This window comes from Brevibacterium album DSM 18261 (assembly GCF_000426445.1).
Classification (GTDB): domain Bacteria; phylum Actinomycetota; class Actinomycetes; order Actinomycetales; family Brevibacteriaceae; genus Brevibacterium; species Brevibacterium album.
On record NZ_AUFJ01000012.1, the window covers coordinates 25,519 to 44,404 of the forward strand.

General features: G+C 71.8%; 13 protein-coding genes. 1 reads left to right on the forward strand and 12 read right to left on the reverse strand.

The genetic code is table 11. The features are described 5' to 3' along the window. Positions 1 to 77: 77 nt before the first annotated feature. From K318_RS0109165 to K318_RS24670, 3 genes are all read right to left on the reverse strand, one after another. Positions 78 to 1,154 carry a pyridoxal-phosphate dependent enzyme gene (locus K318_RS0109165; protein ID WP_084499922.1) on the reverse strand — a complete coding sequence of 359 codons (1,077 nt, stop codon included), beginning with the start codon at positions 1,152 to 1,154 and terminating at the stop codon, positions 78 to 80. Between the two features lie 192 nt (positions 1,155 to 1,346). Next, the gene (locus K318_RS0109170) at positions 1,347 to 2,408 is read right to left on the reverse strand and encodes an 8-oxoguanine DNA glycosylase OGG fold protein (RefSeq protein ID WP_029089278.1); all 1,062 of its coding nucleotides are present in this window, start codon (positions 2,406 to 2,408) and stop codon (positions 1,347 to 1,349) included. 298 nt (positions 2,409 to 2,706) lie between these two features. Beyond that, positions 2,707 to 3,774: an FkbM family methyltransferase gene (locus tag K318_RS24670; protein ID WP_029089279.1), complete on the reverse strand. Its 1,068-nt coding sequence runs from the start codon at positions 3,772 to 3,774 to the stop codon at positions 2,707 to 2,709. A 159-nt stretch (positions 3,775 to 3,933) separates the two neighbouring features. Between K318_RS24670 and K318_RS0109180 the strand changes: the two genes are divergently transcribed. Then, positions 3,934 to 4,626 carry a helix-turn-helix domain-containing protein gene (locus K318_RS0109180; protein ID WP_029089280.1) on the forward strand — a complete coding sequence of 231 codons (693 nt, stop codon included), beginning with the start codon at positions 3,934 to 3,936 and terminating at the stop codon, positions 4,624 to 4,626. Between the two features lie 111 nt (positions 4,627 to 4,737). On the opposite strand, the gene K318_RS0109185 is transcribed toward K318_RS0109180, so the two are convergent. The 9 genes from K318_RS0109185 to K318_RS0109220 all read right to left on the reverse strand — a co-directional run bounded on the left by K318_RS0109185 (position 4,738) and on the right by K318_RS0109220 (position 18,884). Beyond that, a complete protein-coding gene (locus tag K318_RS0109185) occupies positions 4,738 to 6,510 on the reverse strand; it encodes a cation:proton antiporter (RefSeq protein WP_029089281.1) in 1,773 nt (590 codons plus the stop codon). A 242-nt stretch (positions 6,511 to 6,752) separates the two neighbouring features. Further along, entirely contained in the window at positions 6,753 to 9,035 is a 2,283-nt protein-coding gene (locus K318_RS0109190) for an HNH endonuclease signature motif containing protein (protein ID WP_029089282.1), read from the reverse strand. A gap of 187 nt (positions 9,036 to 9,222) precedes the next feature. Continuing rightward, positions 9,223 to 10,590, reverse strand: coding sequence for a magnesium transporter (gene mgtE / locus K318_RS0109195; RefSeq protein WP_029089283.1), 1,368 nt, complete (start codon positions 10,588 to 10,590; stop codon positions 9,223 to 9,225). Positions 10,591 to 10,736: 146 nt separating this feature from the next. Further along, a complete protein-coding gene (locus K318_RS23670; protein WP_051297767.1) occupies positions 10,737 to 12,596 on the reverse strand; it encodes an MFS transporter in 1,860 nt (619 codons plus the stop codon). Between the two features lie 251 nt (positions 12,597 to 12,847). Further along, the gene (gene nhaA / locus K318_RS0109205) at positions 12,848 to 14,095 is read right to left on the reverse strand and encodes a Na+/H+ antiporter NhaA (protein ID WP_084500008.1); all 1,248 of its coding nucleotides are present in this window, start codon (positions 14,093 to 14,095) and stop codon (positions 12,848 to 12,850) included. 264 nt (positions 14,096 to 14,359) lie between these two features. After that, complete coding sequence (locus K318_RS24975; protein WP_169721455.1) at positions 14,360 to 14,527, reverse strand: hypothetical protein; 168 nt, start codon at positions 14,525 to 14,527, stop codon at positions 14,360 to 14,362. Between the two features lie 59 nt (positions 14,528 to 14,586). Beyond that, complete coding sequence (locus K318_RS25830; protein ID WP_051297768.1) at positions 14,587 to 16,329, reverse strand: ABC transporter permease; 1,743 nt, start codon at positions 16,327 to 16,329, stop codon at positions 14,587 to 14,589. 119 nt (positions 16,330 to 16,448) lie between these two features. After that, positions 16,449 to 17,255: a molybdate ABC transporter substrate-binding protein gene (gene modA, locus K318_RS0109215; RefSeq protein WP_035281329.1), complete on the reverse strand. Its 807-nt coding sequence runs from the start codon at positions 17,253 to 17,255 to the stop codon at positions 16,449 to 16,451. A gap of 174 nt (positions 17,256 to 17,429) precedes the next feature. Continuing rightward, a complete protein-coding gene (locus K318_RS0109220) occupies positions 17,430 to 18,884 on the reverse strand; it encodes a molybdopterin molybdotransferase MoeA (RefSeq protein WP_051297769.1) in 1,455 nt (484 codons plus the stop codon). Positions 18,885 to 18,886: the final 2 nt, after the last annotated feature.

Sequence of the window (18,886 nt, forward strand, 5' to 3'; positions counted from 1 at the left end):
GGGCAGGGGTGCTCCGGGGCTGTGGCGGCAGGGGTGCGCTGGAGCAGGGGCGCCGTGGAGCAGGGGCGCCCCAGGCTTCAGCTCAGGGAGTCGAGCGCGGTGTTGGCACCGCACAGCACTGCGCACACACGGTCTTCCGGGCCGATCCCGGTGCCTGTGACCTCAGTGGCCCGGCGTGTGCTCTCAGCAGTGAGCCATGCGCTCCCAGCGGCCCGGCCTGCGCCTCCCGCGGCGATCCCCGCCAGCGCTGTCGCAGCGGCGTGTTCGACCACCACACGGTGCTCGGTCCAGAGCGCGCGGCGTGCCGCGATGATCGAGGCATCGTCCACGAGGACGGAGACTGCGTGCGGCTGCTGGGCCTCGGCCAGTGCGGCCGCGGCGATGCGGCGCGCCCCGAGTGAGTCCGCGGCCACGGAGTCCACCGTCACGTCGACCGGAGCCCCGGCCGCGAGCGCGGCATTCAGCGCGCGGCAGTTCTCCGGCTCCACTGCGACGACCCGCAGCCCCCGCCGGCGTGCGGCGGCCGAGACTCCTGCGAACAGGCCTCCACCGCCCACCGACACGGCTATCACCGTGGTGTCCGGGCGCGCTTCCAGGATCTCCTCGACGAGCGTGCCCGCTCCCGCCTGGATGAGGGGGTGATCGTAGGCGTGGGACATGAGAGCGCCCGAGTCCTCCGCGAAGACTGCGCAGGCCTGTGCCGCGTCCGCGTATTCCGTGCCCTGCAGGCGGACCTCGGCACCGTACGCCCGCAGCCGCTCCACCTTGGGTGCGGGTGCTGTCTCCGGGAGGAACACGGTGGCCCGCGCGCCCACACGCTGCGCCGCCCATGCGCAGGCCACCCCCGCATTGCCGCCGGAGGCGATCGTGACACCGGAATCCGGCAGACTGCCGGAGTCGATGTGCGCGCCGAGGAAGTTGAGCGCGCCCCGCGCCTTGAATGTGCCCGTGTGCTGCATGAATTCCAGTGCGAAGGACACGGTGGCGCCATCGGGCGTCGTGAGCGCATCGCCGGTCACGGACACTCTGCGCGTCTGTCCGGTGAGGCGCTGCCGTGCCTGATCGATGAGCGCCGGGTCGAGAAGACCCGGGAGCGCCGGGACCGGCTGCGTGAGCGCTGCGTCTGATCGTGTGGGGTCTGCGTCGCCTGCCATGAGGCCTCACACTGCCGCTGTCTCGCCTGCTTGTCCAGTGGTGTCTCGGATGGCTGTCCAGGGCTCTCCCGTGTGCCTGTCCGGCGGTGCCGGCCCGGTGAGGGTCTGCCGTTCGAGGGTCGCGGTTCCCGATGCTCTGCGTGCGGGCATGCGCGGCCGTCATAGCGGTGTTCATCGTCATCACGACGCCCATCAGAACGGCGGGCGCTCCGGTGGCAGCCCGGGAGCGGGCGATCCCAGCGGAGGGTTCCACGGCGGCGGCAGCTCCCGTGACGCCGGCCATGCGTCTGCGGGCCTGGCTCGCGGCTTCTCCTCTGCGACGAGCGCAAGGATGTGGTCGGCCACGGGTGCGGGCGGCAGCCCCGCGGTGCGGCCCCACACCGTGAGCAGCGCGAGATAGCGCTCGTAGTCCGCAGCATTCGGCGGGGAGAGCGGGAAGCGGATGCGGTCGGCCTCCGGAGTGGTCGGGGACCAGCCCGATGCCCACGAGAGCTCTTCGCTCAGGTCGGGTTCGTATTCCGCCCCGCAGGCATACGCGGCCTCCCGTCGCGCGTCCTCCTGCCGGAGCAGCCGCTCGCGCGTCTCGCGGTCGATCCGGTTCGCGTGGTCCGCCAGCCATCTGGCGATCCGACTGTCCAGCACGGGAGTCACGATCCGGGCGCCCTCCGCCTCCGTGGCGAAGTTCAGCCACTTCGTGAAGAACGACGGGCCGAGGCCCCGGATGTGCCCGCATGGCTCCTCCGGGTCAGAGTGATGGTGGCACTGCGTCATCTGGACGAATCCCGCGGCCGGACCGTCCTCCACCGCGACTCGCACCGATTCCCGCAGTCGGTCCTCGACGAGCGGATCCACGGCATCACGGCCGAGCCTCTCCTGCGCTGTGACGATCATGAGCGCCCGGTGAGGTCCGTAGCCGGGCTTCGGGCCGTACGCCCACACGAGCATGACGACGAATGCGCCGAGGGCATCATGGGGCCACAGATGCGCGAACCGATCGAGAGCGGACTTCCGGTCGATCCGCTCGGGGAGTTCCGTGACCACCCGGCTCAGCCAGGGGATGCCGCTGAGCTTCCGCCGCCACTGCGTGCGCGGGACGCTGAAGTCCCGCTGCGGCGGGAGCGGTCCGTGCATGTGCTCCGTGAGCTCCACTGGCGGCGCGGGGAACTCGGCAGAGACCCCGCCTTCCGCTTCATCTGCGAGGCAGGCGGCCTCATCCGAGGGCGAGCCTGCTGTGTTCGTGAGCTGATGCGACATGATGAGTCCCTCCCGCGCCCCGTGACCCTCGCAGAGCTCCGGGACTGCATCGTCCCTGTCTCCACTGCCGCAGATGCGCAGATGCGATATGGATGTTCGCCTGTGTTATAGGGAATCTATGGACATGAGGGGCGAGTGTCCATAGGCTTTCGCCGTTTGTGACGCACAGTGGTCAGATGCGATGCTCGGTGCCGGTCTGTGACATATCGCGGTCGGGCCCAGGCCGGCAGATGCCGCGCCCAGCCTCCATCGGCGACCCGCGCACGCAGGGCCCATGCATGCTGCGGTCAGGGGCGGGTCAGCGGACCTCGATGCCGCGACCGCGCAGCTCGTCGGGGGTCCTGGGGGTGAGCAGCCAGTCCCGGAACTCGGCCTGCGGCTCGATCCGATCGCGTGCCTCCAGCCAGGACTCGCCCACCGCGTAGAAGCGCATGCCGTGAGGAGCGAGCTGCCGTTCCAGGGTCTCCGCACGGGCTCCGGGCAGCACCTCGCAGAGGATGTCGGGGGCGAACCGCGTGAGGAACTCCTGCCCGTATCCGAACACGTCCGTCTCCCCGCCCTCCACGTCGATCTTCATGACGATGCCGCCGGCTGCCTTGTCGCCTGCGGCCTCGCCACCGGCCGGCTCGCCGGCGGTTCCCGTGGCACCGATCGCCCCCTTGGCGGAACTGCTCGCATCAGCAGGCACGGGACCGGAGTGCGCCTCGGCGGCGCCTGTCACCTCCGCGGCCTCGCCCGTGAGCGAATCGAGCGAGACGAACCCCACGTCCACGCCGTTGTCGAAGTCCATCTCCTGCGAGTAGAAGGAGGGCAGCGCCGGCCCCCGATCCGCGGCCGGCATGCGCATGGTGGCATCCGGATCGCCCACGCCCGTCCCGCGCACCTGGACGCGTCCCTGGAGGCCGTTGCGCACCACGTTCGCCTCCAGCATCCGCACCACCGGCGGGACGATGTCGAAGGCGAGCACCCGCAGGCGAGGATTCGCCGCTGCCGCCGCCAGGCTGAACACGCCCGTGTACGCCCCGATGTCCAGCAGCAGGCGCGCGTCCTGGGCCAGACGCGTCACCAGCTCCAGGGCGAAGCTGTCGCGCGGATCGGGCCGCGTTCCCCCGCCCCAGTACAGCTCCTTGGCGACCTCGCAGCGGTCGGGGCGGAGCATGGTGAACTCGGCTCCGGCGGCGCGTCCCCGCACCTCGCGCAGTCCGCTCGGGGCGGGCAGGCGGCGGACGGAGAGCCCCAGGACCCTCGGTGCGAACGCCCGCATGAGCCCGTGCAGCGGCGGCAGGCTCAGGGCGATCTTGACGTGCTTCTTCGCGCCGTACCAGCCCTGCCTGCGCAGTCGCCGGGTCTGTTCGGAGACGGTCACGGGGGAGTCCCTTCTCGGGGCCGCTGTGTCCCGCACCACCCTAGCGGGAGGGGCGGGGCGGAGTCGGGGGTGGGTGCGGTGCTGCGCGTTCGCAGCCGAGGCCCGCACACGCTAGATTGCTTGCTGAACCGGCAAAGCCGGACGCAGAGGAGGGGCGGCGTGACGGAGCAGGAGCAGTCGGCGGCCGCCTCGGTCCAGGCACGCGACCCCTCGGAAACCGCCGCCGAGGTGCTGGCCGGCGCGGGCTCCGCGCTCCGGGGGCACCGGCGCAGGCTCGGGCTCAGCCTCACACAGGTCTCCCTGTCCACGGGGATCTCCGTCAGCACGCTCTCCCGCCTGGAGACCGGGGAGCGGACGCCGGGGCTGAACCATCTGGTGACGCTCGCCTCGGTCTATGGCACCGGACTCGACGAGCTCGTCGGTGCGCGGCTCTCGCACGATCCGCGTCTCCGGTTCGACCTGGTGGAGAAGCACGGCCGCACGATCATGCCGCTGTCGCAGACTCCGGGCGGGCTCTCCGCGGCGAAGACCCTCATCCACCCGCTGCCGGGCGGCCCGCCCGAACCCCTCCCGCACACCCACGGAGAGGAGCCGGGTGACCGCTCCTGGGAGTACGAGTCCGAGATGATGCGCAGGCACCGAGGGTACGTCTGGGTGCTCGTGCTCTCCGGCAGGCTCCGGCTGCTGCTGGGCAGCCACGACCTCGTGCTGCGACCCGGTGAAGCCGCCGAGTTCGACACCCGAGTGGCCCATTGGCTGGGACCTGCCGATGCCGCCCCGGTCGAGACCCTCACCGTCCACGGCGATGAAGGTCAGCGGATCCGTGTGCGAGCACGTCCGCGGGAGCGGTGAGGCGGCGGTTCTGTGAGCTCAGCGGCGCTGTGGGCCCGCTCGCCCGGCGCAGCTTGTCGCCCGCCCCCGCAGCTCCTCGCCTGCCCGGCCCAGCCCCTCGCATCCTCCCCGTCATTCCTCCGCGAAGCGCAGATAGCCCCGGTCGATCTGCCGCTGGGCACGAGCGATCGTGTGGGAGCCGTAGGTGCCGGCGGAGCGGACCTCGCTCAGGGCGTCCTGCTGAGCCTCGAGGATGAGCTGTTCGAGCTCGCGGACCTGCTGCAGATAGGTGCTGCGCTCCTCGGCGTGCTCGGTGTCGGTGAGCGAGCTGTGCAGGCGTTCGCGCATCCTCGCCGTCTTCTCGATGACGGCCGGGTCGAAGGGCGTGCCGTCGTGCCGGCGGACGTCCGGGTTGTCCAGCACCTGTTCTGCGGCCGCATCGCCGAGTTCGCTCATGAGCAGGGCGAGTTCGCGCTTCGCGTGCTCCGCGTCCGTGCCGCGGATGCCCAGGAGCCGAATGAGCGCGGGCAGCGTGCCGCCCTGGCCCACGAGCGTCACGAGTGCCACGACGAAGGCGATGAGGATGAGCTGCGTGCGGTAGGGGAAGGTGAGGGGCAGTGACTGCGCCGCGGCGAGGGTGACGACGCCGCGCATGCCGGACCAGGCGAGGACGGCCCCGCCCTTCCAGCCGAGCCCCTGCGAGGCGTAGAACCGGGCATCGGCGTGCCGGCGCCGCAGGCGGCGGAGTTCGCGCTGTGTGCGGGCGTCGGTCTGACTGGGCGTCCCTGTCTGACTGCGCGTTCCCGTCTGTGTGCGGTTCCCGGCCGCCTGCTCGCGGGAGCCCTCGTCTGCGGCGCTGTCGAGGAGCTGGCCGAACTGCTCCTTCCGCGCCTTCCCCGCCCGCTGCTGCCTCCGCGCGGCGAGCACCACTGGCACGACGAAGGCAGTGCGGACGGCGATGAGCACAGCTGTCACCAGCAGGCCCACCCAGATCGCGGTCCAGACGGACAGGCCCACATCCTCCACGTCCGTGACCAGGTGCATGAGCTGCAGGCCCATGAGGAGGAAGACGCCGTTCTCCAGGAGCATCTGCACCGTCAGCCAGTTGGTGCGTTCGGAGTTCCTGTCCTGGGCGGTGAACTTCCGGGCGCTCTTGGCCCCTGTGATGAGACCCGCCGCGACGACGGCGATGACGCCGGAGGCGCCCAGCTCCTCGGAGGGGAGGAAAGCGATGAACGGCACGGCGAAGGAGATCGCGGTGGTGAGCGCCGGCTGATTGATCCTGGACCGGACCCAGACGGAGACCAGGCCCACAGCGGCACCCACGAGGATCGCGACGACGACGGCATAGGCGAAATCGCCCAGCGCGTGCCAGAACGAGAAGGTCCCCGCCGTCGCCGCGACCGCGGTCCGGAGCAGCACGAGCGCGGTGGCGTCGTTGACGAGTCCCTCGCCCTCGAGCAGGGTCAGCAGGCGAGGCGGCAGGCCGAGCTTCTTGCCGATCGCGGTGGCGGCCACCGCATCGGGCGGGCTCACCACCGCTCCGACCGCCACGGCCGCGGCGAAGCTCAGCTGCGGGAAGACCCACCACAGGAGCAGCCCGGCCCCGAACGCGGAGACGAGCACGAGCACCACCGACAGCGCGCTGATGGTGCCGAGATCGCGCCGGAAGTCCATCACCGGCATGTTCACCGCCGCGGAGTACAGCAGCGGCGGCAGGATCACCGTGAGGATGAGCTCGGGCGCCGGCTTGACGGCCGGGATGCCCGGGATCATGCTGAGCACGAGTCCCACCACGACCAGCAGGATGGGTGCGGCCACCCCGAGCTTCTGCGCGAAGTAGGACACCCCCACGATGACGAGCACCGCCGCGATCGCCAGCAGCTCCAGTTCCTCAAGTCCCATGGCTCGCCCCGTCCGTGTCTCGATGCTCCGTGCGCGTTGTCCTGGGTTCCGATTATCCGCCGAGGCGGGGGTCGGTTGCGATCAGGTGGGGCGGCGCTCGGGAGGAGGTTGGGACCGGCGGCGCTCGGGAGAGGGCTCGTCCCCGGGGCCAGGCCTCGTCCCCAGGGCACCGGTGCGCTGCCGAGCTTTCGGTTCGCCATCGAGGTCCGGACCTGCTGCCGAAGTCGTCCGTCGCAGAGGCCTCAGTCCGCTGTCCCGAGGCCTTTGCCGAGGCCTCTGCCGAGGTCCCTGGCGCGGTCCCCGTCGAGGTCTGTGAGGGGTTCGCCGTCACGCCTTCCGCCGAGGCTGCGCGGCAGGCCCATGAGCGCTGCGCGGAAGCGCGAGTGGAAGACGGGTTTCCGGGAGCGGTCGATGTGTGCCGGTGGCGTCCATGCAGGCAGGCCGCGGATGAGCTGACCCGTCCAGCCGGAGCGTTCGAACCAGCGGTGGTGGAAAGGACAGATGAGGGTGAGGTTGCCGATCTCCGTCGGGCCGCCCTCGGAGTAGCGCACGATGTGGTGGGCCTCGCACCACGCGGCCGGAGCGTCGCAGTCGGGGAAGGTGCAGCCCTGGTCGCGCGCGGTGAGGATCGCGATCTGGCTGCGGGTGGCGAACCGGCCCCGGGACCGGACCGCGACCGTGCGGCCGCGGCCGTCGGTGATGTGCGCGAACATCTGGATCGCGTCCGACCAGCCGCTCAGCTGCGCAGGGGTCGTGGTGCCGCCGGTCTGGGTGGAGAGGGGCTGATGAGGACGCGCGAGCTCCTGTGCGGTGGCGGAGACGACGAGCGCGTGGTCGGCGCCGTGCAGCACCCGCTCACGACCGAGGCAGCGGAGGAGGAACCCCAGCCGGTCGTGGCGCTGCCTTCCGGGGGAATGCGAATCGGGCTCCGGTGTGACTGTGCTGCGTGTGCCGTCCTCGCGCACGCCGGGATTGCGGCTGCCCACGACGACAGGCTGGGTGGCGACCTCCTCCGGTGGACACGGCGGCATCCCGTCCGGTGGGAGCGTGGTGTGCGGAGGCGCAGGCCCACCACGCGGGGCTTCCGCTCCCGCTGTGAGTTCCGGCCCCGGGTTCGGTGGGAGATCGGCGTCCGGTGGAGGACCCGTGCGCGGTGGCGGGGTGAACACTGTCGGTGGGGTCGGTGAAGCCGGTGAATTTGGGGGAGCCGGTGAAGCCGATGAATCCGGGGGTGGCTCCGGTCCGGCGTCGTGATCCGCGGCCGCGCGGCCCACCGTCTTCTCCCAGAGCACGGTGGAGGCGGAGCCGGAGGTGCTGGACCGGGCCTCCGCGAGAAGCTCGAATGCCGCGTCCGAGATGCGCGCGCTGATGGGAACCGGCCATCCGTCGTCGCCCATGAGGTAGAGGCGGTCGTCCTCCATGAGCGTGCCCTCGCCCGTGGCGGCACCGCTCACCACCGTGCGGCCCTCGGAGTCGACCGTCACCCGGGTGCGCTCCCAGACGGCCTCGCTGATGCGGGGCAGAGCATCTGCGTGTTCGGGGCTCGGCTGGACAGGCATGTCCTGGTCCGGGGCCTTCTGGGCGGAGGATCCGCCGGTCGGTGAGGCGCCCGTGTTCGCCGTCGGATCGGCAGAGCCGGCACCGAGACAATCCGGGGAGCCCTCGAGCCCGGTTGCGCTCCCTTCCGGAGCGGCAGCATCTCCCGAGGCGGCGGTATGCGGCCTGATCCGCACCTCGGCGTCGGTGTCCCGCATGCGGGCGTACAGCAGCGAGTACAGGGTGGTGCCGGTGGGGCAGTCGAGGAGGCCGGAGAGCCTCCAGTCGCCGTTCACCTTCTGGTTGAGGGTGATGTGGTGCTTGTGCGGCTCCGGTGTGAACTGCGGCGGTGTTCCGTCCGGGTCGATGGTCTGGACGATCCGACCTGCGAGCTTGGGGATGTCCCTGAGGCGCAGCGTCGGGGCCAGTTCGACGAGGGTGGCCTCCACCCGGCCCCCGTACTCGGCTCTGATCTGCGGCGGGAGATCCTCCACCGCATCGCAGAGGACCCGGGCCTCATCGGCGGAGATGCGTGCGGCCGCCAGGTTCTCGGCGATGAGGGGGCGCACGGGCACCTGTCGCTCCCCGAGGAGCGTGGCCCTCTCGCCCAGGAGCCGGCCGAGGCGGACCCGTCTGCGCGCCTCGTGCACCGTGATGCGGAACTCGCCCTGGAGCAGCTGCTCCGTGGTCCGGTAGCCGTGATCGGTGGCGGTGCCGGAGCGGTCGAAGGCGGCGATGAGGTCGGTGCTGAGGGCGTCGATGTGCCGCCGCGCGGCCTCCAGCGCACGGAGGGACGACAGCTGCTCCTGTGGGGCCAGGGCGCCCGCGTCGAGGCGGTCCCCGGCGGACTCGGCCATGTCCAGGAGGGTGAGTGCGGGACTGTCGCAGGCCTCCAGCGCCTCACGGTCGTGCTGTGCGAAGGGAACCTTGAAAGCGGGCTCCTCGCACCCTTCGGGCGGCGGGTCTGAGGGCGGGAGTTCGACTGTCACTGCATTCACCTCCCTGTGCGACGGTGCACTCGGAGTGGATGTTCTGCTGCTGCATATAGTATATGTGTTCTAATGTTAGAACGCAAGATTGGACCGTGTGATGAATTTTCACGGGTCTTGAACGTTTTGATGAAGAAACCTGCATGATGCTGTGCTTCGGTGCAAACCCTGGTCCCGCCCCGACAGCTCAGCTCAGGCCCAGCACCACCGTGGCGATCGTGAAGTAGATGATGAGGCCGGTGGCATCGCAGAAGGTGGAGATGAAGGGGTTGGAGAAGACGGCGGGGTCCGCGCCCACCTTCTTCGCGATGATGGGCATGAGGCCGCCCACGCAGGCGGCCATGACGCAGATGGACAGCAGCGTCAGCCCCATGACCGTGCCTATGGCCCAGCCGTAGACCAGTCCCGCGACCGTGAGGCCGAGGACTCCCAGCACGGAGCCCAGCACCAGACCCACCCGCAGCTCCCGCCAGATGACCTTGCCGAGATCGCGCACCCGCACCTCACCCACGGCGAGGGCCCGGGTGACGGTCGTCGCCGCCTGGTTGCCGGTGTTGCCGCCGGTGCCGGTGAGCAGCGGGATGAAGAGGGCGAGCACCACCACCTGGTCGAGCTTGGACTCGAAGATCTCGAGCACCTGGACGGTGAGGATCGCGGAGACCGCGAGGACGAGCAGCCACACGATGCGGCTGCGCACGATCCGCAGGATGGAGCTCGAGAGATAGGACCGGTCGAGGGGTTCGGCGCCGCCGGAGCGCGCGGCGTCCTCGGCGTCCTCCTCGTCGATGATGTCGAGCACATCGTCCATCGTGAGGATGCCCAGCAGCCGCTCCTCATCGTCCGTCACGGGCATGGCGATGAGGCGGTGTGACAGGAAGTCGCGCGAGGCGACCTCCCGGTCCGTGAGCGCGTGCGTGCTCGTGGCCTCGCGGGTGAGCTCGGCGAGGGGACGGTCCGGAGCCGCCGCGAGGAGCGAGCGCAGGGAGACGACCCCCTCGAGGACGCGGCCGGGGCCCACGACCGGCAGCAGGTAGACCGTCTCCGGCTCGTCGATGTGCGCGCGCACGGTCTCCAGTGCGGTGCGGGCGTCCCAGTCGCGGTGGAGGCTGAGCACCTCCGGCGACATGTAGCGGCCGATCGAGTCCTTCGGATAGCCGAGGACGGTGGCCGTCATCTCCCGTTCGGCGGGATCGAGGCCCAGCATGAGCTTCTTCACGAGGGAGGCGGGCAGCTCGCCGAACACCTCGGCGCGGTCGTCCGGGTCGAGCGCGTCGATGATGTGGGCGACCTCCGCCCCGCGCAGCGTGTGCAGGAGCTCTGCCTGGTAGCTGGGGGTCAGTGCCTCGAAGACGGCCAGCGCGGTGTCCTTGCCGAGTGCGCGGAAGAGGACGGCGGCCCGCACCGGGGGAATCGCGCCGACCATGCGGGTGAGCTCGGGGCGCGGGGTCTCCTCCGCGAGGTGTGCGATCTCGTCGAGCGCGCGTGCGTCCAGCGTGCCCGCGAGCAGGTCCTCGAGCCTGACGGTGGGCGCGCTGGTCTGCGTGTCCTCGGCCATGGCCGATGCCTCCTCGGTTCCCGCGGACGTCCCCGCCGAGCCTATCCCGCGCGCTCGGGCTGCGGGTTCGCGGGCGTGCAGGCAGCCGGGCAGTCGGGCAGCTGCGTGGGTGCGCTGGCAGCCGGCCTGGCGGGGCCGTTGCGCTCTCAGCCGCTCCGATCCACGCCGTGCCCGCGGCCGGGCTCACCGCCGAGGCCAGCCTCGGGCGCAGACTCCGCTCCGGTCCCTGGTTGAGCTCCGGCTCCGGCCCCACCCCCGGCTTCTGCCACGCGCTCGCCCTGTGCCCCGGCCTCCGTCAGATCCTGGCGCGTGCTGCCGTAGTAGGCGGACAGGCCGCGGTACTGGGGTGAGACGAACGCCAGCAGGACCACGAGCAGCATGATGAGGCCGGCGCCCATGAACATCAGCGCCATGCCGCGTGCGGAGCCCTCGCCCAGCAGCCAGCCCAGCGCCTCCCGGCCCGCCTCCGAATCGACCCAGGGGATGACCGTCTGCTGGGCGATGATGCCCACGAAGAAGGCGCTCACCGGGCTGGCGGCCGTCTCGACGCTCTGCGCGAGGCCGAACACGCGACCCTGCCGGTGGAAGGGGACGACGCGCTGGAGGATGGTCTGCTCGGAGGCCTCGGCGGCGGGCATGAGCGCCATGAAGACGAACATCCCCACGGCGAACAGCCACCACCACTCGCGGATCGTGAAGCCCATCCCGATGCCCGCGACCAGCAGGTTCACGAAGAGGAGCGTTCGGACGGGGTTGGCTCCCAGGCCGGTCCTCGCGACGATGCCGCCGCCCACCACGAAGCCCAGGCTCGTCACCCCCAGCACGATGCCCCACAGCTGCGGGGAGAACAGCTCGAGCCCGTACGGGTCCATGAGCGCCATGAACGTGCCGCCGATGAAGTTGTTGAAGCACGCGAACAGGATGAGCGCCGTCAGGCCCGGGATCGCCCGGATCGTCCGGATCGAGCCGGCGAGGTCCAGCTTGGAGACCCGCCCGGGTGCGGCTGCGGGGCCGGGGAGGGGTGCGGCGGTGGCCTCGGAGGCAGTGAGGGGAGCGGGCACGGGCACCGCCGAGGCGGACTCTCCCATGGCGCCCTTCCTCCCCGCGGCAGTCTCTGCCTCTCCAAGTGCCGCAGTGCCCTCTGCAGATGCCGCAGCGCGCTCTCCAAGTGCTGCTGCACCCGCGCCGCCGATGGCGCCTGCGGAGCCGTCCTCAGGGGAGCCTGCCTCAGCACCTCCGCCCACTGCGGCGCTCGCCTCGGTGCGCCCCGCGGCACTCGCCCCGGTGTCCGCCCCGGTGCCCACTGCCGTGCCCGCCCCGGCGTGCCCCTCGGCGCCCGCCCCGGTGTCCTCACCCATGCCCTCCTCCCCACCCGCCTCGGCGGCGATGGCCTCCTGCACCTCGGCGGCGGTGACGATCCTCTCCTCCGGGATGCGGATGGGCAGGAGGTGGATGAGGGCGACGGCGGTGAGCGCGGTCGCGATGCCCAGCGTGGGGCCCATGCCCAGGTAGCCGATGCTGAGTCCGGAGAACACGCTCGTGATGAAGAAGGCGAGGCCCTGGACCATCCCCACGAGGCCGTTGGCCTTGTCGCGCTCGCCCTCCGGGACCAGGAGGGTGACGGTGGTGGAGAGGGCGATGTTGCGCATCTGCTCCACGACGGAGCCGCCCAGGATGATCATCGCGAACAGCCAGAAGGAGGGACTCGTGAGGCTGACGAGCGCGCCGTGGTCGGAGACGAGCCAGACGCCGCACGCCAGCAGGTAGGCCAGCAGGGTGATGACCGCGGCGAGCAGCATGACCCGCTTCTTGCGGTTGTGGTCGACGATCATGCCGAACACCAGCGAGAACACGGACACGAGACCCATGTAGCCGGCCCCGATCACGGCGGAGACCGCTACGTTCCGCGTCTCGAGGTAGACCCAGAAGGTGAGTGCGAACCACAGATAGGAGGTGGTCATGTTCGCGAGCGCGGTGTTCGCGACGACGTGGTGGAACGGCTTCACGGAGCGTCCTTCGGCCGGGCGCGTCTCCGTCCGGCGGGTGCCGGTCGGCGCGGTCGGCGCTCATCGGTGCCGGAACGGATCGCTGAGCGGGGACGGCGCAGGCTGGACGGAGCCCGAGGCGGGAGCGGGGTGACGCGGTGATCATGCCCCCGCGCGGAGTTCGCGCGGGGGTGGAAGACGATCATAACCGCAGCGAGGGCGGTTCCGGGAGGGGTGCGGGCGGGTCAGCCGCTGCCGGCCCGCGGCTCGGACTACGCCGAACCCGCCTCTGCGGTCTCCTGCTGCGCCAGCTTCGCACGGCGGTTGCCGAAGCTGATGAGGAACGAGCCGATGATCGCGGCGATGAACGATCCTGCGAGCACGCCGATCTTCACGTGCTCGTCGGCCACGCTCGCGGAGCCGTAGGCGAGTTCGCCCACGAGCAGGGACACGGTGAAGCCGATGCCGGCGATGAAGGACATGCCGGTGAGGTCCGCCCAGCGCAGCTCCGGGTCCAGGCGCATGGCGGGGAGGCGGCTGAGCAGGAAGGTCGTGCCGAGGATGCCGATCGGCTTGCCCAGCACCAGGCCGGCGACGATGCCCAGCGTGATGGGATCGGCGAAGGCGTTGCGGAGGCCCTCCAGCCCGCCGACCGTCACACCCGCGGAGAAGAACGCGAAGACGGGGACGGCGAAGGCCACGGACACGATGCCGCACTTGTCCGCGAAGTGTCCGGCCATGCCCTCGTAGACGGGTACGCCGTCGGAGTCCGTCGAGACGTGCACGCGCGTGCGGGGCGTGGGGTGCACCGGCACGGTGAAGCCCAGCAGCACACCGGCGACGGTCGCGTGGATGCCGGCGGCGTGCACGAGCGCCCAGGTGAGGACGGCGAGCGGGATGAGGATCCACCAGGAGCGGACGCCGCGCTGCACGAGGACGGCGAAGGCCGCCAGCGGGATGAGCGCGAGCGCGAAGAAGACGAGGTCGAGGTCGGCGGTGTAGAAGACGGCGATGATCGTGATCGCGATGAGGTCGTCGACGATCGCGAGGGTGAGCAGGAAGACGCGCAGCGCCGGCGGCAGGAACCGGCCGACCACGGCGAGGACCGCGACGGCGAAGGCGATGTCCGTCGCGGTGGGGATGGCCCAGCCGTGGAGGGCATCGGGCCCCGCGTTCATGTTCACGAGGGCGAAGATGACCGCCGGGACGGCCACGCCGCCCACCGCTGCGGCGATGGGCAGGGCCGCGCGCCGCGGATTGCGCAGGCGGCCGGCGACGAACTCCTCCTTGAGCTCGAGGCCCACCACGAAGAAGAAGATCGCGAGGAGGCCGTCGGCCGCCCATGCCCCGATCGAGAGGTCGAGGTAGAGCGAGGAGGGGCCGATGACGGAGTCGCGGACGGTGGTGTACCAGTCGGCAAGGGGCGTGTTCGCGAGGATGAGGGCTGCGGCCGTTGCCGCGAGCAGCAGTGCGCCGCCGAAGGCGTCCGAGTGCAGAGTCTTCCGGATGCCCAGCCACATCTGGGGAGGCACGCGGCGCGCACGCGGGGAGCGCGTGGGGGAGTGGGGCGGGAAGCCCTGGACCGCCTCGGGCGCGGCTGCCTCGGTGCCGACCGAGGAGGAGGCGGCTGCCGAGGAGGCGGGATTCTGCTGGTGAGACGACGGGTTCGACACGATGGGAGCCTTCAGGGGGAGGGGACGGCTGGGAGCGGCTGCGCATCCGGGGGTCCGTGCGCTCGCGGCATCTGTCTGCGATGCGGGCGATCTGCGGAGGGCCGGTGCGCCTCAGGCCGTTAGCGGCGGGCAGCCGGCGATCTCCCCGTGCGCATTGGTGCCCCACGAGCTGATCCACCCGTTGGTGCCCGGGTGCCGGTTCTGCAGCAGCGGGCGCATGGCCGCGGCGGAGACCAGCCGGCGCGGACGGCGCGCACGGGCATGAGGGTGGGAGGGCATGGAGCGATTCTAGGTGACCGGCGTCTCGATCGCGAAGCGGCGCGGGTCCGGGGCCGGACTCAGCCGGGTGCGCCCAGCCGGAGCTCCCGGTCAGCGAGCTCCTCGACCTCGGCGGGGTCATGGCTCACCAGCACGCATGTGCGGTCCGCGAGGTGGGCGGCCAGCAGCGCGCGGATCGCGGGGGCCGAGTCCCGGTCGAGTGCGGCGCTCGGCTCGTCGAGGAGGATCGCCTCCGGGTCCGAGGCGAGCGCCCGGGCCAGCGCCACCCGCGCCCGCTGCCCGCCGGAGAGCGCGGTGGGGTGGGTGCGCGCGAGGCGGCCGATGCCGAGGTCGGCGAGCATCGCATGTGCCCGGTCTCTGGCCTCGGCGCCGGTGATGCCCGCGCTCCGGAGGCCGAAGGCCACATTGCTCGCCGCCGTGAGATGGGGGAAGAGATGCGGTTCCTGGAGCAGGAGCGCGATGCCTCGGCGGTGGGGCGGGACGTCGACGTCGGTGGTGGACGCGTGCTCGCCCGTGGCCGTGAGCACGCGCTCGCCCAGTTCCACCCGGGCGTGGGCGGGGACGAGCAGGCCTGCGAGCACGGCGAGCGTCGTGGACTTCCCGGAGCCGTTGGGGCCGGTGAGAGCCAGGGTCTCGCCGCGGCGGACCTCCAGGGAGACGGAGACTCCGCGTTCCGGGACGCGGAAGCGCGCACTGAGCTGCACGGGCGGCGGGGGCATGGGCGCGCCTCCCGGGGGTGTGCCTGGCCCGGTGCCTCGGGAGACGCTGCGCCCGCTGGTTCGCCACGCAGCCCGGTGGGAGGCTCCGCCCGGTGGCTCGCACCGCTGCCCGGGGGCGACCGTGTCCGGAGGCTCGCCCGGCGTCATGCCTGGTGACATGCCTCGCGCCTCGAGCGCGGCCTCATCGGGCACCTCGCGCGGCGCTCCATCCGAAGCCCTGTTCGGCATCCCATGCGCGCCGACGCCCCCTCGGAGCAGCGCGGCGGAGGGGCGGGGCGCATGGGCCCGGCTGCGGGGCAGGGAGTAGACGGCGACGACCACGAGGAGCGCGATCGCGACGAGCAGCATCGAGACGGCGACGGCGGCCTCGGGGTCCGTCTCCCGGGCCAGATAGATCTCCAGCGGCAGAGTGCGGGTGGTGCCGGCGAGCGAGCCGGCGAAGGTGAGCGTGGCACCGAACTCACCCAGCGCTCTGGCGAAGGCCAGCACGGCCGCCGAGGCGATCGCGGGCGCCAGCAGCGGCAGGGTGACGGTGGCGAAGGTGCGGGCGGGGCCGGCGCCCAGCGCTGCGGCGGCCGTCTCGACGCCCGTCCCGTGTGTGCGCGTGGCGGCCTCGACGCCCATGACCACGAAGGGGAGGGAGACGAAGGTCTGGGCGCACACGACGGCCGCGGTGGTGAACGCGATGTCGATGCCCGTGGCTGCGAGGGGTGCGGCGAGCAGTCCCGTGCGACCGAAGGTCGCGAGCAGCGCGAGGCCGCCCACGACCGGCGGCAGGACGACCGGCAGCAGGACGAGGGCCCTGAGGACCCGCCGTCCGGGAAATGTGCGGCGGGCGAGCAGCATCCCGAGCGGTACGCCCAGCAGGACGCAGATCGCGGTGGCCGCGAGTGCGGTCCGGACCGAGAGGCTCAGGGCGGTGAGCGAGTCCTCGCCGGTGACGAGGTCGAGGAAGTCCGTCCACGGCACGCGGGCGGCGAGGCCCGCGAGGGGGAGGAGCACCACGAGCGCGCCGAGGCCGGCGAGCGGCAGGAGGAGGGCGGGGACGCCCGGCTTCCGCTCACGTGTGCGAGGTGTGCCCATGCCGGTGCTCCTCTCTCCGGTCTTTCCGGTGCGGGGTGGCGTGCAGTGGTTCTGAGGCTCTGAGGTTCTGACGTGCGGGAGGTCTGACGTCCGGCGGACGGGGCGTGTCCCCGTGCGCGTCAGGGCGTGGTGAATCCGGCCTCCTCGAAGACCTCCCGGTTCTCCTCCGCGAGCACGAAGTCCGTGAACGTCGCCGCGAGCTGCGGTGAGGCGGCCTCGGCGACGGGGGCGATGGGATAGGTGTTGACGGCCTCCTGGGCCTCGGGGAAGGCGATGCCCTCGACGGCCTCGGAGCCGGCGGCGTCCGTGCGGTAGACGAGACCGGCGTCGGCCTGGGCGCTGGCCACCTTGCCCAGCACGTCTGTGACCTGGGGCTCCTCGCTCACCGGAGTGAGTTCGACGCCTGCGGCCGCCGCGACTCTCTCCGCGGCGGCCCCGCACGGCACCTGGGGTGCGCAGACGACGACGTCGAACTCGGGGTCGCCGAGGTCCTGCAGGGATGTGATGCCCTGCGGGTTGCCCGCGGGCACCGCGATCTCGAGGACATTGGCGACGAATGGGACGGGCTCCCCCTCGACGAGGGCCTCGTCGACGAGGCGCTGCATCGTGCGCTCGTCCGCAGTGGCGATGACATCGGCCGGGGCGCCCTCCGCGATCTGGGTGACGAGATCGGAGGAGCCCGCGAAGCTGAGCCGCACCTCCACCCCCTCGTGCTGCTCCGCGAAGGCGTCTGCGAGCTGCTCGAAGGTGTCGGTCAGCGAGGCGGCGGCGAAGACCGTGAGGGTCGTCTCCTCCTGGCCGTCCGCTCCCGAGGGGTCGTCCGCGCCGCTGTCCGTCCCGCTGCCCGTGGCATCCCCGCAGGCCGCGAGCATGAGGGATGCGGAGATTCCTGCGGCCAGCACGGCGGCTGGGCGGTGACGGAGCATGGCGGGTCCTCGGTGTCGGGGCCGGTGGTCGGGGCCTGTGCGCACGAGCCTACTGGGCCGGGAGGGCGAGGACTGAGACACCGGAGGGGCGAGGGGCTGAGGAGGGAGAGCCGAAGGAGGTTGGGGAGGCGGGGGCTCCGCGCGAGGGGCGGGCCCGCCGTCTGAGCGGCCGCCTCACCATTCCAGCGGCAGGAAGGGAACCCGCTCACCCGCCCGGACGGCCCGCGAGGGGAGGACGATCCACCCCTCCGCGCACGTGAGCCCGCGCATCATATTGGGTCCGGCGTGGGTGCACGGCTCCCAGGCGGGCTCATCCTGTGCAGACCTGCAACCGAGTGAGCGCTTTCCGTCGCTTTCGGCACCGGAATCCGACACGAAGTGCTCACTTCGCGGATTGTCCGGGACTGCCGGCACGAGGCGCTCGGCCTTCTGCGCTGGGGAGTCGACGCCGAGCGGGACGGTGAGCAGCACCTCGGGCGGCAGACCTCGCATTCCCCGGAGCAGCGCCCGTCCGGCCACGCGCATCGCGGCCATGGCCGCCAGCGGATTGCCGGGGAGGCCGAGAGCGGGCACGAGGCGCCCTTCTGCTGTGCGCAGTGCGGCGAGGAGGGTGGGGTGTCCGGGGCGCATGTCGAGCTCCGGGAACACGATGCGGCCTCCCGTCTCCTGTGCGAGGGCGGTGAGCTCTGCGCGGATGTGGTCGGCCGCGGATCTGCCGGTCCCTCCCGTCGTGACGATCATGTCCGTGCCGGATGCGAGCATGTGGCTGAGGGCGTCTCGTGTGGTCGCGGCATCGTCGCCGATCCGCACCGCGTCGAGGATGTCCGCCCCTGCGAGGGAGAGGAGGTGGGGCAGCTGGACGGAGAAGGCATCGCGCACGGTGCCGCGCACGGGCAGGCCCGAGGCGACCACCTCGTCCCCCGTGTACAGGAGCGAGACGCGGGGAGGTGAGGCGACGAGGACGGAATCGCGTCCGCAGATCGCCGCCATCGCGAGGAGCGGGGGTGTGAGGGCGGTTCCGGCGGGGGCGATGAGAGCGCCGGAAGGGGCTTCGCCTCCGGCGGGTCGGATGTGCCTGCCGGGTTCGAGCTCGGAGAGTGGGGCTCCGGGAGCGAGCGCAAGGGTCCGGTCTGGGGCTGAGTCGCCTGCCGTGGGCGTGGGACCGGTGTGCGCCGAATCGCTCACCTGTGCGTATTCGCTGCGGATGATGCCGGTTGCGCCATGGGGTACGGCGCGACCGGTCACGACGGGACAGGCGCGTCCGGGGGCGAGGGAGTGCTCGCTGCCGGTCCAGTCCTCGAGGACCCATTCCCCCGGGGTCGGTTCTCCCGATGCGGCCTCTCGCGTGGTGGGAGGAGTGCCCGCGGGCTCATGTGCGGCATAGGCGAAGCCGTCCATCGCTGACGAGGGGTAATGGGGAACAGGGAGGGGCGTGCGAAGCTCCTCCGCGAGGATGCAGCCGGCGGCCTCATCCAGCGGCACGGCCTCGTGCGGAGCGGGCCCGGCAGCCTCACGGCCGAGGGCGTAGGACAGCGCCATCGCCGTGCACCAGTCGGGCAGGCGTCCGTGACTGTGCGCGCGGGACCGGCCGGACGGATGACCGGGCGCGCGGCCGGCCTCGTTGCTCATTC